The 15000-nt window shown below is 70.7% G+C and carries 16 protein-coding genes; 10 read left to right on the top strand and 6 right to left on the bottom strand.

Annotated features, from left to right (window positions below; translation table 11 throughout):
* Position 1: 1 nt before the first annotated feature.
* The 4 genes from AB0C28_RS28370 to AB0C28_RS28355 are packed head-to-tail and all read left to right on the top strand — an operon-like array spanning position 2 to position 3967.
* On the top strand, positions 2-1093 hold the full coding sequence (locus AB0C28_RS28370) for an ABC transporter ATP-binding protein (protein WP_357835296.1): 1092 nt from the start codon (positions 2-4) through the stop codon (positions 1091-1093).
* Between the two features lie 18 nt (positions 1094-1111).
* Positions 1112-2038, top strand: a complete 927-nt coding sequence (locus tag AB0C28_RS28365) for an acetylxylan esterase (RefSeq protein WP_358078662.1) — start codon at positions 1112-1114, stop codon at positions 2036-2038.
* Positions 2039-2042: 4 nt separating this feature from the next.
* Complete coding sequence (locus AB0C28_RS28360; protein WP_358078659.1) at positions 2043-2888, top strand: acetylxylan esterase; 846 nt, start codon at positions 2043-2045, stop codon at positions 2886-2888.
* On the top strand, positions 2885-3967 hold the full coding sequence (locus AB0C28_RS28355) for a hypothetical protein (RefSeq protein WP_358078656.1): 1083 nt from the start codon (positions 2885-2887) through the stop codon (positions 3965-3967). The genes AB0C28_RS28360 and AB0C28_RS28355 overlap by 4 nt, the downstream gene beginning before the upstream one ends.
* A gap of 20 nt (positions 3968-3987) precedes the next feature.
* On the opposite strand, the gene AB0C28_RS28350 is transcribed toward AB0C28_RS28355, so the two are convergent.
* The 4 genes from AB0C28_RS28350 to AB0C28_RS28335 all read right to left on the bottom strand — a co-directional run bounded on the left by AB0C28_RS28350 (position 3988) and on the right by AB0C28_RS28335 (position 8797).
* Entirely contained in the window at positions 3988-5463 is a 1476-nt protein-coding gene (locus AB0C28_RS28350; protein WP_358078654.1) for a glycoside hydrolase family 130 protein, read from the bottom strand.
* Positions 5460-6425, bottom strand: a complete 966-nt coding sequence (locus tag AB0C28_RS28345) for a glycosyltransferase (protein WP_358078651.1) — start codon at positions 6423-6425, stop codon at positions 5460-5462. Before AB0C28_RS28345 ends, AB0C28_RS28350 begins: the two co-directional genes overlap by 4 nt.
* Positions 6426-6460: 35 nt before the next feature.
* A complete protein-coding gene (locus AB0C28_RS28340; protein WP_358078648.1) occupies positions 6461-7591 on the bottom strand; it encodes a glycosyltransferase in 1131 nt (376 codons plus the stop codon).
* A 198-nt stretch (positions 7592-7789) separates the two neighbouring features.
* Positions 7790-8797: a glycosyltransferase family 4 protein gene (locus AB0C28_RS28335; RefSeq protein ID WP_357835275.1), complete on the bottom strand. Its 1008-nt coding sequence runs from the start codon at positions 8795-8797 to the stop codon at positions 7790-7792.
* A gap of 364 nt (positions 8798-9161) precedes the next feature.
* Here AB0C28_RS28335 and AB0C28_RS28330 point away from each other — a divergent pair, with 364 nt between their 5' ends.
* The 4 genes from AB0C28_RS28330 (at position 9162) to AB0C28_RS28315 (ending at position 12093) form a co-directional block, all read left to right on the top strand.
* A complete protein-coding gene (locus AB0C28_RS28330) occupies positions 9162-9518 on the top strand; it encodes a hypothetical protein (RefSeq protein ID WP_357835272.1) in 357 nt (118 codons plus the stop codon).
* 60 nt (positions 9519-9578) lie between these two features.
* Positions 9579-9998 (top strand): UBP-type zinc finger domain-containing protein, encoded by a 420-nt coding sequence (locus AB0C28_RS28325; protein ID WP_358078645.1) that lies wholly within the window; start codon positions 9579-9581, stop codon positions 9996-9998.
* Between the two features lie 18 nt (positions 9999-10016).
* Entirely contained in the window at positions 10017-11018 is a 1002-nt protein-coding gene (locus AB0C28_RS28320) for an acyl-CoA desaturase (protein ID WP_358078642.1), read from the top strand.
* Positions 11019-11118: 100 nt separating this feature from the next.
* On the top strand, positions 11119-12093 hold the full coding sequence (locus AB0C28_RS28315; protein ID WP_358078639.1) for a LysR family transcriptional regulator: 975 nt from the start codon (positions 11119-11121) through the stop codon (positions 12091-12093).
* 31 nt (positions 12094-12124) lie between these two features.
* Here AB0C28_RS28315 and AB0C28_RS28310 read toward each other — a convergent pair whose 3' ends face one another.
* Positions 12125-12430: a hypothetical protein gene (locus AB0C28_RS28310; RefSeq protein ID WP_358078636.1), complete on the bottom strand. Its 306-nt coding sequence runs from the start codon at positions 12428-12430 to the stop codon at positions 12125-12127.
* Between the two features lie 188 nt (positions 12431-12618).
* Between AB0C28_RS28310 and AB0C28_RS28305 the strand changes: the two genes are divergently transcribed.
* Together AB0C28_RS28305 and AB0C28_RS28300 are read left to right on the top strand one after the other, a co-directional pair.
* Positions 12619-13464, top strand: coding sequence for an alpha/beta fold hydrolase (locus tag AB0C28_RS28305; protein WP_357835257.1), 846 nt, complete (start codon positions 12619-12621; stop codon positions 13462-13464).
* 201 nt (positions 13465-13665) lie between these two features.
* Positions 13666-14763: an AI-2E family transporter gene (locus tag AB0C28_RS28300; RefSeq protein ID WP_358078633.1), complete on the top strand. Its 1098-nt coding sequence runs from the start codon at positions 13666-13668 to the stop codon at positions 14761-14763.
* 16 nt (positions 14764-14779) lie between these two features.
* Here the strand turns inward: AB0C28_RS28300 and AB0C28_RS28295 are convergent.
* A partial coding sequence (locus tag AB0C28_RS28295; RefSeq protein WP_358078630.1) for a hypothetical protein occupies positions 14780-15000 on the bottom strand: 221 nt, incomplete at its 5' end.

The following is a 15000-nucleotide window of genomic DNA, read 5'->3' as shown; positions in this document are numbered from 1 at the left end:
GATGGCAGAGGTACGACTCGAAGGCATCACCAAGGCGTTCGGCGGCAAGACCGTGGTGGACGACCTGAATCTGACCATCGAGGACCAGGAGTTCCTCACCCTGGTCGGCCCGTCCGGCTGCGGCAAGTCGACGACCCTGCGGATGATCTGCGGCCTGGAACGGCCCACGAAGGGGAACGTCTTCTTCGACGGCAAGCCGGTGAGCTGGCTGCCGGCCAACAAGCGCGACGTCGCGATGGTGTTCCAGAGCTACGCGCTCTACCCGCACAAGACGGTGCGGCAGAACATCGGGTTCGCGCTGAAGATGATGCGGGTGCCCAAGGCGACGATCGACGAGCAGGTGCTGCAGGCGGCCAGGACGCTGGACATCGAGGACCTGCTGGACCGCAAGCCGCGCGAGCTGTCGGGCGGGCAGCGGCAGCGGGTCGCGCTCGGCCGCGCGATCGTGCGCGACGCCGGGGCGTACCTGCTCGACGAGCCGCTGTCCAACCTGGACGCGCAGCTGCGCGTGCTGATGCGGGCGGAGATCAAGCGGCTGCACGTGGACGTCGCCCGCACGTTCATCTACGTCACCCACGACCAGGTCGAGGCGATGACGATGTCGGACCGGATCGCGGTGATGCGCGACGGCGTGGTCCAGCAGTGCGCGACGCCGGGGGACATCTACGAACGCCCCGCCAACCGGTTCGTGGCCTCGTTCATGGGCTCGCCGCCGATGAACTTCGTCACCGGTGAGCTGGCCGACGTCGAGGGCGTCCGGGTCTTCCGCAGCGGCGCGCTGACCCAGGAGCTGGGACCGTACGAGGCGGCGCCGGACGACCCGGCCGTCGTCCTGGGCGTGCGGCCGGAGGACGTGACGCTGTCGCCGACGCCGGTCGAGGGGTACCAGCCCGGGAAGGTGTTCGTGTCCGAGCCGCTCGGCCCGGACGTTCTCGTCACCGTCCGGATCGGTGGCGAGCTGCTGAAGGCCCGGGTGCCGGTGCCGTTCCGGCTGGGTCATGACAGCACGGTGTACGTCGGCTTCAACCAGGAGCGCCTGCACCTGTTCAAGGCTTCCGACGGCACCGCGCTGCATGCGCCGCAGCGCGTTTGACTGATGGAAAGGACCACTTTGAGAGACCCTGAGAACGCGGTCGTCGAGGTCGAGCTGCCGGACGACTTCGACGACTTCTGGGCGGCCGGGCTGGCGGACTGCGCGTCGTACCCGCTGGACCCCGTCCTCACCGAGCTGCCCGCGTTGTCCACGGACAAGGTGACCGTCTACGACCTGCGGTACACCAGTTACGGCGGGCTGCGGGTGGCCGGCTGGTACACCGTGCCGCGCGGATCTTCCGGCCCGTATCCGGCGCTGGTGACGATCCCCGGCTACATCTCCGAGCCGACGATCCCGAAGGAGTGGTCCGAGCTGGGGTACGTCGCGCTCGCGGTGGCGCCGCGCGGGAAGCTGCGCTCGAACGACCTGTTCAACCCGGGTTATCCGGGCCTGCTCACGCACAACATCGCCGACCCCCAGACCTACGGGTACCGCGGGTTCTACCTCGACGTGGTGCGGGCGGTCGAGGTGCTGCTGGAACGCCCCGAGGTCGACGGCTCGCGGATCGGGCTGCAGGGGTCGAGCCAGGGCGGCGGCCTCGGGATCTCGACGGCCGCGCTCATGCCGGACGTGATCCGGTGTGTCGCGGCGGGGGCGCCGTACCTGTGCGGGATCATGGCCGCGACGACGCTGACCCGGTCGTACCCGTACGAGGAGATCAACGAGTACCTGCGGCTGCACCCGGAGGACGCCGGCCGGGTGCGGGAGACGGTCGCGTACTACGACGGGCTCAACTTCGCGCCCAAGGTCCAGGCGCCGACGCTGCTCTACGTCGGGATGGAGGACGACGTGTGCCCGCCGGAGACCGGGTTCGCGCTGCGCCGGGCGCTGACCTGCGAGACCACCCTGCACGCCTACCCGCACTGCGCGCATCACGCCGGGCTGCCCGGCGTGATGCGCATCGTGGAGGACTTCCTTGCCGCACACCTCACCCCGGGACGGTGAACCGATGACCTTCGACGCCTACTGGTCCGCCGTGGACGAGGAACTGGCCGCGATCCCGGCCCGGCCCGTGCTCGACCCGGTGCCTGCTCGGACGACGGACGAGGCGACCAGCTACACCGTCCGGCTCACCAGCGTCGGGCCGTACCGCGTCACCGGCTGGCTGAGCATCCCGGCCGGTGACGGGCCGTTCCCCGCGCTGCTGCAGATACCGCGCCACGGCAGCGTCAACGACATGCCGCATCCGAACGACCGGAGCCGGTACGTGCTGTTCGGCCTGATGCACCGGGGCCAGCGGCTGGCCGACGAAGGCTTGGCGGCGGCGTACCCGGGGCTGCTCACGATGGGCATCGACGACCCGGCGTCGTACGTCTATCGCGCGATCGCCGCGGACTGCCTGCGGGCCGCGGAGTTCCTGATGAGCCTGGCCGAGGTCGATCCGGCGCGGGTGGCCGTGCGCGGCGACGACCTGGCCCTGCTGACGGCCGCCAGGCGGCCGGGGTTCAGCGCGGTCCGGCTGTCGGAGCTGCTGTTCCACCGGGCGATGGAGGCCCGGCTGAAGTCGAGCCACTACCCGCTGGAGGAGCTCAACGACCACCTGCGGGCCGGCTCGTCGGAGCGGACCATCGGCGAGACCTTGTCCTATTTCGACCCGGTACGGCACGCCCCCGCCGTGACCGCCCGCACGCTGCTCGCCGTGGACGATCCCGGCTGGTGCGCGGACCTCATCGACGCCCTGCCCGCCGCGACCGTCTACCGGCTGACCCACCTCGACGGCACCGACAACGACTACCTGGACGCCTGGATGGCCGAGCTCTGCGGCGTCCCGGCGATGTCGAAGTTCGTCAGATGAGCAACCCCTTCGGCGTCCGGCCCGTCGTCAACGCCTCCGCGACGCTCACCGCGCTGGGCGGCTCGCTGATGCCGCCCCCGGCGCTGAAGGCGATGACGCAGGCCGCGGCCTGCTTCGTCGACCTGCCCGAACTGCACGACCGGGTCGGCGAGCGCCTGGCCGCGCTCACCCACAACGAGGCGGCCTGCGTGACGTCCGGCGCGGCGGCGGGGATCACGCTCACGGTCGCCTCCTGCGTCGGGGGCCCGGCGCAGGCGTTCCCGGCCGAGGCCGAGGTCGTCATGTTCACCGGTCAGCGCAACGGCTACGACTACGCGGCCCGCCTGACCGGCGCCCGCGTCGTCGAGATCGGCCCGTCGATCGCGGAGCTCAGGGCGGCCCTGGCCCGCCGCCCCGCCTGCGTCCTGTGGTTCGCCGGCGCCCACTACGCGGCGGGCGCGCTGCCGATCGCGGACGTGCTCCGAGCCGCGCGGGAGCTCGACCCGGCCGTACCGGTGATCGTGGACGCGGCGGCCCAGATCCCGCCCGTCTCCTCGCTGTGGCACTTCACCACGGACCTCGGCGCCGACGCCGTGATCTTCAGCGGCGGCAAAGGACTCCGCGGCCCCCAGGCCAGCGGGCTGGTGCTGGGAAGGCGCTGGATCGTCGACCGGTGCCGGGCCCACGCCTCGCCGAACCAGGAGATCGGGCGCGGCATGAAGGTCGGCAAGGAAGAGCTGCTCGCACTGTACGCCGCCGTCGAATGGACCCTGGAGCAGGACGAGCGGGCCCTGCTGGCGGGTTACGAGCAGATCGTCGACCGGTGGATCGCCGGCCTGCGCGGCCTGCCGGGCGTCGTCGCCGAGCGCGGCTACCCGAGCGAGGCGGGCCAGCCGCACGGGCGAGCGATCGTCCGGCTGCGGCCGGCCAGCGGCTGGACCAGGGACGCGCTGGTGCGAGCCCTGTGGGACGGGGACCCGCGGATCGCGGTCGGCGTGTCCGGCGTCCCCGACGACGCGATCGCGCTGAACCCGCAGACGCTGGAGCCGGGGGAGGACGCGGTCGTCCTCGACACCCTGCTCCGGCACCTGCGCTCATGACGGTGGCTCACCGCAGTGGCTCACCACGGTGGACGCATCGCGTTGACGAGGGTGCCGAGCGGCACCCGGGCGAATCCGACGCGGGTGTCGCTCGCCCCGTAGGGCAACCACACGGCGTCATCGTGCAGCAGGCCGCCGCAGGAGTACACGACGTTGGGCACATAGCCGTCGCGCTCGGTGCCGTCGGCGGTGAGGAGTGTTCCGGGAAGCTCGGCGATGACACGGTCCGGCTCGTCCAGGTGGAGCAGCAGGGCGCCGATGGAGTAGTCGCGCATGGGGCCGACGCCATGGGTCAGGACGAGCCAGCCGGCGCCGGTCTCGATGGGGGATCCGCAGTTGCCCACCTGGATGAGTTCCCAGTCCCGGCGGGGACTGTGCAGGGGCGCCGGCGGCTGCCAGCTGTTGTGCCGGTCGAGGGCGGTGAGCCCGATGGTCTCGCCGTCGGAGCGGCACAGCGCCAGCGTCCGCCCGCCGACCGGTCGCGGGAAGAGCGCCATGCCCTTGTTGACGGCGGCCGGGCCGCGCATGGGAGTGATCGCGAAGTGACGCAGGTCGTCGCTGGCGATCAGGTGCGAGCGGATGTGCCGCCCGTCGTAGGCGGTGTAGGTGGCCCGGTACGAAGGTGCGCCGTCCCGGTCGACGATCCGGACGAATCGCGCGTCCTCCATGCCGTTGGACTCGGCCGCGGTCGAGGGCCAGAGCACGCGCCGGTGCAGGGGGAGGTCGGCGGGGAAGACCACGGCGTAGTCGGAGTGCGTAGCGCGGCGCATCTCTTCCAGGGTCGGTTGCGTGGAGGTGCGGGTGAGCAGGTCGCCGGGAAGCCGGGCGATCGCGTGCTCGAAGTCGTCGTCGTCGAAGCGTTCCGGCAGGGACCGCAGGACGGCGGCCGTCACCTCGTTGTCCCGGGCGCCGTCGCTGAGCCCGGCGGCGAGCAGGTCGCGCCGATGGCGGATGCGGCGCCGGCATCCGACGGACAGCGTCCCCGAGCGGTCGGCGATCGCCAGCTCGGAGCCGGGGCCGAGCACCGCCGTGGCGAAGCCGATCGAGGACAGGTGCCCCTCCCCGATCTGCCGCAGGCTGATCGCCACACGGAGCTGACCGGGGCGCAGGCCGGACTGGTCGGGATGGGGGACCATGGAGGGGTTGCACACCGCCGCGCCCTCCACGGCGTACTCGTGACTGAAGTAGGCGCCCACGAGGAGGCGGGCCGGCAGGGACAGGCCGACGTCGCGCGGGACGCGATGGCGGACCAGGTCGTGGTGATGGGCGAAGGTCGTTTCGAGGTCGTGGTGCCGGTCGCCGAACCGGCGCAGCGTCTCCTGGAGCATGTCGGCGGTCTGGTCCTCGTCGAGGAGCATGATGCGGTCGATCAGCGCGGCGGCTCTGGTACGGGTGAGCGCGGCGTCCTCGCCGGGCACGAAGAGCTTGATGATCACTCGGCGCGGGTCGGGAGTGAGGGCCGGGCCGAGCCGGGTGGCCAGATCCCTGATGGTCACGGGAGCCGCCTGGCATGCTGCATGGTGGAGATCAGCGCGATGGTGGACTCCGCTCCCTGGTTGAGGTTCGGACCGTGCTCGGTCAGGCCGTCGTAGCCGCCGCCGGTCGCCGGGTCCCACATCGGGACGTGGGCGTCGTTGGCTCCCTCGAACCAGGCCACCGACCGTCGTACCCGCTCGTGCCACGCGTCGTCGCCGGTCACGCAGGCCGCGGTGGCGCAGGCGTCGGCGAGCGCGGCCACCTCGATCGGCTGCTGGTCGTAGCGGGCCCGAGGCGCGTCCTGCCGCCAGCCGGTGGCGGGCACGACGGCGAGCCGGCCGTCCTCGGTCTGGAGGTCCGACAGCCAGGTCAGCATGCGCAGGCCGGTGGTGAGCAGTTGCCGGTCATCGCTCAGCTCCCCGGCGGCGATGATCACTTCCGCGAGGGCGGCGTTGGCGTAGGTCAGCTGGGGTTGCGGCCACGGCCAGGTGGGCTGCTCCGAGGGTGTGCCGATCGCCGCCACGGCGTCCATCAGCAGGGAGGCGGCCACCGTGCTGTCCGGGGTGGTGCGCAGGACCTCCGCCGCGCCGAGCCCGGCGAAGGCCATGGCGCGCGGATGCGGGGAGCGCTGTTCGGCGCCGCGCACGAAGGTGTGCAGCGCCTCCTCCCTGATCCAGGGCATGGCGTTGCGGGCCGCCGCGGTGCCCAGACCCCACATCGCCCGTCCCCACCAGTCGCCCACACCCGGAGGCTCGATCCAGCGACGGCCGAAGGTGAGCCGGTTGTGGAACGCGCCGGAACGATCCTGCGCGTGGGTGAGGAACGCGAGGTAGCACTCGGCCAGCCGGGCCAGTGGCCGGCCGGGGTGGGGCTCGCGGCTGGCGACGACGAGGCCGCGGGCGACGTCGTCGGTGCAGTAGCCGTGCTCCCGGCGCACGACGGCGTGCCGGGCGTGCTCGAACAGGCCGGTGTCGTCGCTCATCCTGAGCAGATGCCCGAAACCCGGTGGGCCGGCGCTCACGGCAGCATCGCGGCCGGTCGCGCGGCGACGAGCGAGCGGCCGAGCCCGTCGTACCGGGCCGCGACCGACGGCCACAGCAGCGTCGGGAGCAGGGCGCGGGTACGCCCGGTGAGGTGCTGGGCCAGCCGGGGCTGGGTGAGGACGCGGCGGATGGCGGAGGCGAGCGCGGCGGGGTCGCCGTGGGGAACGAGCAACCCCGGCCCGTTGGTGAGCAGTTCCACGGCGTGCGGGAAGGAGGTGGCGACGACCGGCACGCCGGCGGCCACGGCCTCGATGAGGACACCGGACGTCACCTGCTCCGCCGAGTCATAAGGCAGGACGACGACGTCCGCCGAGCGGATCAGCCGGCTCAGCGAGTCCTGATCCCGGTAGACGGGGTCGTGCCGCACGGCCGCGGACACTCCCAGCCGGGCGGCGAGATCGAGCAGGCCTTCGCGATAGGCCTCGCCCTGGAACTCCAGCACCTTGGGATGGGTCTTGCCGGCGATCGTGTAGCTCGGTGCGGGGTCGAGGCCGGCCAGGAGCGCGAGTGCGCGCACCGCCCATTCGATCCCTTTGCCGGGGCCGAGCAGCCCCCAGGTGAGCAGGTGCGGACGGGCGCGCCGCCGCGCCGGGACTCGCAAGTGGTCGGCGGCCCCGTGCGGAATGACGAACACCTTGCCGGCATCCACCCGGTAACCGGCCGTCAACCGGTCACGAGCGGTGCCGGTCATGGTCACGATCGCGCCGGCGGCGTCCGCGATCTCTTCGAGCAGGGCCTTCTGCGGGGGAGTGGGCCGGACCAGGACGGTGTGCAGGACCACGATGCTCGGCACGGTGAGGGAGCGCAGCAACGGCAGGACGTCCTGACCGTCCGGTCCGGGGTAGATGCCGTACTCGTGCTGCACGATGGCCACGTCGAAGTCCTCGAGAGCGGTCGCCGCCCCCTGCCAGCCGCCGAGCCCGCCGGGAGTCCAGGTGTGCACGACTCCGGGCTGCGGCCGTTCGTCGTCACCTTCCGTGGTGACCCGGACGATCCCGCCGGACCTTTCGCCCCTGGCCAGCTGCGCGGCCAGGGCGGAGTTGAAGGTCGCGAGCCCGCACTGGGTGGGCGGGTGGGTGCTGAGAAACCCGTATGTGAGGGCCAACTGTCTCGCCTTTCGGTCATCCGGCCGCACCAAGATGGACTCGGGTGCTGCTCGCTCGGTGAAGACGGCTACCCGTCTGCCTGCGCGTCTGCGGGGGAACCTGGAGACTTCACCGGGGGCCCGTCCTCATTCGGGGGCCCGGCCGACGCGACCGATCAGCTGATGGCGTGGTTCGCGTACGCCCGACACTATCAGTCGCTAACTTTGTCCTAACATTTCGCGATAAATGCTCAGATAACTCCCCACCATTCGATCGGCACTGAACCTGCGTCGCGCCTGCGCGCGGCAGCTCGCACGGTCGATCGTCGCGACGCGTGCCACGGCGGTGACCGCCTCGTCGAGTGAGTCCACCAGGAAACCCGTCACGCCCGGATCCACGACTTCGGCCATCGACCCGCGCCGGTAGGCGACGACGGGAGTGCCGCAGGCCATCGCCTCGACCACCGACAGGCCGAAAGGCTCGTCGAACGCGATGGGATGCAGCAGCGCGGCGGCGCCGCCGAGGATCCGGCCACGCGACTCCGGCCCGACGGAGCCGAGGAAGCTGACCCGCTCGCCGTCGATCTTCGGCACGATCTCCTCCTCGAAGTACCGCTCGTCCTGGACGATGCCGCAGATCGTCAGCGGCATCCCGGACCGCCGGGCGATCTCGATGGCCGTGTGCGTTCCCTTGTCGGGATGAACGCGGCCGAACGCGACCAGTCGCCGGCCGCCCACGGGGTCGAAGGGGAACGCGTCCAGCTCGATGCCGTGGTGCACGGTGGCGACGTAGTCCAGCTCAGGGGCACGGTCCGCGTCCGAGATGGACACGTAGGCGGACCGGGCGCGGGCGTAGGCGGGCAGGATGCCCATGCCGGAGAATCCGTGGACCGTGGTGAGCAGAGGCGCCCGGCAGTGCTCGGCGAAGGCCAGCGGCAGCCAGTCGAGATGGCTGTGGACGACGTCGAACTCGCCGGAACGGCCCAACGCGTGCGCGACGTGCATCGCCTCCCACACCCGCCCGTCGAGCGACGGATCGTCGGCGTACCCGCGCGGGCACACACCGTCCAGTGCCCCGGAGGTGACGGAGTCCAAGGTGGCGAACAGCGTCACATCGGCCCCGGCGGCGCTGAGCCCCTCGGCGAGCAGGCTCGTCACCTGCTCCCATGGGCCGTAATGACGTGGAGGCGTGCGCCAGGCGATCGGTCCCAGCAGCGCTATCCTCACGTGACGGAGGTTTCGCTCCGGCGTATGTCCGGCATTTTTGGCGCCTTCTCTCCCTGGGGTGCGGTTCCGCGAGAACCCTCGATGGCAGTGACAGCAGGACCACCGCGGACGCGTCCCACGCTTCGGCTTCCTGCCCTGTCCCAGCCGAGTCAACGCCACGGTGCGCCGGCCGGTAACCGCTGATGCGGCAAGCGGTCATCACCACGGCTGATGACCGGGGAGCTGCGGCAAGAGGCTCCACGGCCACGCATCACCCGTGATCACCTGTGCGGCGCGGGCGAGTGCCATACCCTGTGGTGCAAGGCTGAGAACGCTCCTTCGACGTCTCGGAGGCGACAGCCATCACCAGAGAGCGAGACGCGACATGAGCAGTGCTCGCAGGATCGAAGATCATGCCACAGAGGCCCCCTCCCAGCAGGAAGAAGCTGACGAGCGGCCCGATCACGCGGCCAACGCGCAGTGGCTCAAGGACAATCCGGACTCCATGCCGCAGGTGGGCGCTGGCCGGTGGGCGGTGTACGACCGCGCCCATCGGCTGCGCGGTCACCTCGTCGGCGACGGCCCGACCCGCGACACCCGCTTCAAGGCGACCGGCGTGACATCCGAAGGGCCGGGTTCCGGCCACGTGCTGGGTCACGGCATCACCCTGCACGACGCCGGGGCCCACCTCCTCGACTCCGGAGCCGACGGGAAATCGCCCGAGGAGAAGCCGGAGGACTGAGCCGGGCGGTGCCGGGGCCGGACCGGACGACGTCCACCAGGAGGCCCTTTATCGCGGCAGATGATGAGCCTTGCTGCGATTGCGCGTTTCCGCCTGTTCGCCGATCGCCTTGACTGGTGGATGAACAGACGGCGCAGCTTGCGTCGCTGTCATCGTGAGGGGGTCGTCATGGCCCTGGACGCACAAGGAGCGAACGCGACCGACCGCGCCGGCCTGAACGGTCAGGCCCCGCGCTGTGATCACATCGACCAGCTCCCGACAGTGGAGCCCGGGCCGCCCGAATGCAAGGGATGCCTTGAGCTGGGCCGCGCGTGGGCGCGGTTGCTGGTGTGCCTGACCTGCGGGTGGGTGGCCTGTTCCGACGATGCACGAGGCGGTCACTCCCGCGCCCACTACGAGGAGACCGACCATCCGGTCGTCGCCACCCTGGCATCGCGATCGAACTGGCGCTGGTGCTACGTGCACCGCCGCACCGTGTAGACGAGACGAGAGAGACTTATGACCATTTCCGAACAGGCGGTGGAACGCCGTCAGGACTACGACGGCGCATCGCCCTTCCCCGAGGCGGAAGAGCACGTTCCGGCAGGCAGGCTCCAGGTGGGACTGACAGGGGCGATCGTGGTGGCGCCGTTCCTCGCGCTCGGCGTCGCGATCTTCCTGGCGTGGGGGCGGGGATTGACGCTCACCGATCTCCTGCTCGCCGTGGTGCTCTATACGGTGACCGGCCTGGGGGTGACGGTCGGTTTCCATCGGCTGCTGACCCATGCCTCCTTCACGGCCCGGCCATGGTTGCGCGTGGCGCTGGCGATCGCCGGATCGATGGGCTTTCAGGGGAACGTGATCGACTGGGTGGCGGTGCACCGCCGTCATCACGCCTTCACCGACCGGCCAGGCGACCCGCACTCTCCCTACCGGTACGGCACGGGCCTGCGCGGGCAGCTTCGGGGGCTTGCCCACGCCCATCTGGGCTGGTTGTTCATCGACGACCAGACCCCGGCCCAGCGCTACGTCCCTGATCTGCTGGACGATCCGGCCATGACGCGGGTGGCGCGCGCCTTCCCCGCGCTGTGCGCGTTGTCGCTGGCGCTGCCGTTCCTGGCCGGCTGGGCGATCACCGGCACGTTGTACGGCGCCCTGACCGCCTTCCTCTGGGCCGGCCTGATCAGGGTCGCGCTCCTGCAGCACGTCACCTGGAGCGTGAACTCGCTGTGCCACGTGCTCGGCAACCGGCCGTTCAAGACGCGCCGGCACGACCGCTCCACCAACCTGTGGCCGCTGGCGCTGCTGTCCTTCGGGGAGAGCTGGCACAACGGTCATCACAGCGAGCCCTCCTGCGCCCGCCACGGCGTGGATCGCGGCCAGCTCGACCCGTCCGCCGCCGTGATCGGCCTGTTCGAACGGCTGGGCTGGGTGAGCAACGTGCACTGGCCCGATCAGGAGCGCCTCGAACGCCGCCGCGTCGCCCGGCGGGATCAGGCTCGCGCCCCGGCTGGAGACTGACGGACGGCCTCTGTCCGCACGGGCCACGCCCTCCCGTGGCACTTAGAGTGGGAGGAGAAGGCCCGGATAGTCGCCGCCCGGCCGGGAAGGGGTGGTGCGTATGGAATTTCGGCAGTTGCGCTATTTTGTCACGCTAGCCGAGGAGTTGCACTTCGGCCGGGCAGCCGAGCGCGAGCACATCGTGCAGTCCGCGCTGAGCCAGCAGATCCAGCGGCTGGAACGCGAGCTGGGGGTGCGGCTGCTGGACCGCAGCACACACCACGTCGACCTGACCCCGGCCGGTGCCGCCTTCCTCGTCGAAGCCCGGCAGATCCTCGATCGCGTGGGCAGGGCCGCGCAGGTGGCTCGCAACGCCGCCGCGCCCGTACCCACGCTGCGCGCCGGCATCATCGACGCGGGTTACGACACCATGCCGCAGATCCTGCGCGAACTGCAGCGCACCCATCTCGGCATCACGATCCACCAGGTCGAAGCGGGTACCCCCGAGCAGTACCGGCAACTGGCCGACGGCCGCCTGGACATCGCCATCGGGCAGGCGTCCCAGGTTCCGGGCGAGGTGACCTCCAAGCTGATCAGGCTCGATCCGCTCGGTGTGCTGGTGCCCGACGAGCACCGCTTCGCCGAGTCCGACGGCGTACCCGTGGCCGCTCTGGCCGATGAGCTTCTGCTGCTCGGTGAGGAGTCACAGACGCCGGAGCTCAACCAGTTCGTCTTCACGCTGTGCCGCTCGGCCGGGTTCGCCCCCACCCTCTACGAGGGCACGGTGCAGAGCAGCCGCGCCGCCGCCGATCTCGTCCTCCAGCATCGCTGCGTGCACTGCGTCCCCTCCTCCTTCCGCACCTCCAACCGGCCGGGCACCACCTGGCGGCCCCTGATCGAGCCTGCCACGCACTATCCCTGGTCACTGCTGTGGCACCAGGACAACCCCTCACCTCACATCGCCGCCGTCATCGAGAGCGCCCGGAACCTGGCCGGGCGGCTCGGCTGGCTCGAGCCCGTCAGCCCGGCCACCGGGCCCGCATCCGTCGAAGGCGCTCCGGGCGCCGCCATCGGCCCCACGGACGCTCCCGCCTGACGCCGCCGCCCGGTCACGAAGGGGCAGGCGGTCAGAGGTCGCCGGAGGCCGCGCCGGCCGGTGACGCGCCCCCGTCCCGGGCCCTCCTGGCCAGCGCCCGGCCGGCCTCGACGCTGAGCAGTTGTGCGGCGTCGGCCATTCCGGCGAGCTGGTCAGTCGTCATCGTCTCCAGGTAGACGGCGAGCCGCTGCCGGTCGGCGGTGCGGGCCAGGCCGATCGCGTTCCGCAGGGTGAGGGCTCGCGAGGCTTCGCCGATCGCCTTCAGGACGCCGGCCAGGGCCTGGTCCGCGCCGTTGGCGGGATCCGCCCAACGCGGAGGTCGCGTGTTCGACATCATTCACCTTGCCGTCCTTGAACTCTGAGCAGGTCCGGTCTCGTCATCCGAGGCTCCGGTTATCAGCTCAGGAGATGAGCAGTGCATGAATTGCCCGTTTCCTCCGGCCGTCCATTCCTGTGCGCTGAAGGGGACAGCGCGGATCCCGATCTCTACCGGCTGTCCTATCGATGACCTGGCAGGAGAAACCCATGAACGAGAGCACAGACAGCAAGTGTCCCATCGTCCTCATTCATGGGCTGTGGCTGACCCCGCGTGCCTGGGAACACTGGATAGCCCGCTACACCGCGCTCGGCCACCAGGTGTCCGCTCCGGCCTGGCCGGGCATGGAGATCGAGGTCGAAGCCCTGCGCAAGAATCCTTCCGTCATGAACGGCCTGGGCGTGACCGAAGTGGCCGACTTCTACGAGAAGGTCGTCCGCGAGCAGACGCGGCCACCCATCATCGTCGGCCACTCCTTCGGCGGCCTGATCACGCAGATCCTGCTGGATCGCGGCCTCGGCGTCGCCGGCGTCGCGATCTCCTCCGCCCCGATCAAGGGCGTGCTGCGGTTGCCGCTCAGCAGCCTGCGTTCGGCCCTCCCGGTCCTGGCCAACCCCCGTAACCGGTCCAGGACCGTGGCGCTCAGCGCCGAACAGTTCCACTACGCGTTCACCAACACCCTGACCGCGCAGGAGTCCGAGGCGATCTACCAGCGCTACCACGTGCCGGCCCCCGGCCGGCCGCTGTTCCAGGCCGCCACCGCCAACCTGCGGCGGCATGCCGCCACCCGGGTCGATGTGCGCAACGACACGCGTGCCCCGCTCCTCCTGATCGCCGGCGGCGCCGACCACACCGTCCCCGTCACGCTGGTACGGGCGATCTACCAGCTCTACCGCAAGTCCCGTGCGGTCACCGACTACCAGGAGTTCGCCCGCATGCCGCACTTCTCCCTCGGTGCCCCCCAATGGGAGAAGGTCGCCGACCACGTCGTCTACTGGGCGCAACGGCACATCACGCGACAGGCCAGAAACAACCCGGCGAAGCACGACGGATGATGCGGCCCCGGCGGCCGGCGAGGCACGCGCCGACCGCCGGAAGGGCGGCCCCGGCGAGCGCGGCCCCTGCCGGGCTGCTCTCCGGCATTTCCCTTGTTTGAAGCTTGAAAGAGTGCCTATCTCCGGCCGGTGGGGAAGTTCACGGATATGGATCCACGTCAGGAGCGCCTGTTGCGGTTGGTTCCTGCGACCTTGGCGAGGATGGCCGCGTGGTGCGCGTGCCTGATCGTCATCGGCATCGTGGCCAACTACGTGTTCGGTTTCGTGGCGACGATGCGCATCGTCGCCCTGCCGGTGGCGGTCGCCCTGTTGCTGACCGCGTTGCTGTTCCCGCTCACCCGGCGCCTGCACGCGTCGGGCCTGCGGCCGATCTACGCCACCTGGGTGACCATGCTCGTCGCCTTCGCCGTGCTGGGCGGGACGGGCTGGATCGTCGGCGTCCGGGCCAACGAGGAGTTCCCCGGCCTGGTGACACAGGTCAGGCAGACGGCCAAGACGGTGGAGGGCTGGCTCTACACCGGTCCTTTGCACCTGGAGCCGATCCAGCTCAGCGGCTGGGTGGACGAGATCGCCAAGTTCGTCACCGAGCGGCAGCAGCAGATCACCTCGACGGTCCTGGCGGGCACCGTGGTCGTGGTGGAGGTGCTGGCCTCGATCGTGCTCCTGCTGTTCGTGACGTTCTTCCTGCTCAAGGACGGTGACCAGATCTGGTCCTGGTTCCTCAAGGCGTTCGGCCGGATGGCGCCGCGGGTCGACCGGGCCGGGCGGACCGCCTGGACCACGCTGTCGCACTACGTGCAGGGCACGGTGGCCGTGGCCGCGGTGCACGGCGTGCTCATGGGCGTGGTGCTGGCCGTCATGGGCGTCCCGCTCTGGGCGGCACTCGCCGTGCTGATCTTCCTGGCCAGCTTCATCCCGATCGTCGGCATCCTGTTCGCCGGCGCGGTCGCGACGCTGGTCACGCTCGGCGCGAAGGGCCCGATCTACGCGCTGATCTTCATCGGCATCCTGATCGTCGAGCAGCAACTGGAGAACCACGTGCTCCAGCCGCTGATCGTGGGCCGGGTGCTGCACTTCCACCCGCTGGCGATCATCATCGTGCTGGCCGTCGGCGGCATCCTCGCCGGGATCGCGGGCGCCGTCGTGGCCGTGCCGATCACCGCCATCCTCTACCGCGCCGTGCCCGAGCTCTTCAAGGACGATCCGATCCCCCTTCCGGCAGGACCGCCCCCAGGACCACCCCCAGAACCGCCGGCGCGGGCCGTGCCTCAGGGGAAGGAACCCGAGCAGAAGGACTGACGGGCCCGCCACGATCTCAAGCGGGGGCCGTCACCTTCCGATCCGGCCTGCTGGGTGTGTCCTCGGTGGTGAAGACGAACCCGAGTGCGTCAACGGTGACCTTGGCGATGTGACCGGGCCGGAGATCGCCGTAGAGGATCTGCTCCGACAGGGAGTCCTCCAGCTCGCGCTGGATCGTCCGGCGCAGCGGCCGGGCGCCCATGACGGGGTCGTAGCCGCGGTCGGCCAGCAGCTGCT

It is taken from the genome of Nonomuraea sp. NPDC048892, assembly GCF_040649735.1.
Lineage (GTDB): Bacteria > Actinomycetota > Actinomycetes > Streptosporangiales > Streptosporangiaceae > Nonomuraea > Nonomuraea maheshkhaliensis.
This window is presented reverse-complemented; position numbering and strand designations above follow the sequence as displayed.

Bases quoted from the DNA above. Each gene is read 5' to 3' on its own strand.
- AB0C28_RS28370 (WP_357835296.1), top strand. From the start codon at position 2: ATGGCAGAGGTACGACTCGAAGGCATCACCAAGGCGTTCGGCGGCAAG.
- AB0C28_RS28360 (WP_358078659.1), top strand. From the start codon at position 2,043: ATGACCTTCGACGCCTACTGGTCCGCCGTGGACGAGGAACTGGCCGCG.
- AB0C28_RS28355 (WP_358078656.1), top strand. From the start codon at position 2,885: ATGAGCAACCCCTTCGGCGTCCGGCCCGTCGTCAACGCCTCCGCGACG.
- AB0C28_RS28345 (WP_358078651.1), bottom strand. From the start codon at position 6,425: ATGAGCGACGACACCGGCCTGTTCGAGCACGCCCGGCACGCCGTCGTG.
- AB0C28_RS28330 (WP_357835272.1), top strand. From the start codon at position 9,162: ATGAGCAGTGCTCGCAGGATCGAAGATCATGCCACAGAGGCCCCCTCC.
- AB0C28_RS28325 (WP_358078645.1), top strand. From the start codon at position 9,579: ATGATGAGCCTTGCTGCGATTGCGCGTTTCCGCCTGTTCGCCGATCGC.
- AB0C28_RS28320 (WP_358078642.1), top strand. From the start codon at position 10,017: ATGACCATTTCCGAACAGGCGGTGGAACGCCGTCAGGACTACGACGGC.
- AB0C28_RS28315 (WP_358078639.1), top strand. From the start codon at position 11,119: ATGGAATTTCGGCAGTTGCGCTATTTTGTCACGCTAGCCGAGGAGTTG.
- AB0C28_RS28310 (WP_358078636.1), bottom strand. From the start codon at position 12,430: ATGATGTCGAACACGCGACCTCCGCGTTGGGCGGATCCCGCCAACGGC.
- AB0C28_RS28305 (WP_357835257.1), top strand. From the start codon at position 12,619: ATGAACGAGAGCACAGACAGCAAGTGTCCCATCGTCCTCATTCATGGG.
- AB0C28_RS28300 (WP_358078633.1), top strand. From the start codon at position 13,666: ATGGCCGCGTGGTGCGCGTGCCTGATCGTCATCGGCATCGTGGCCAAC.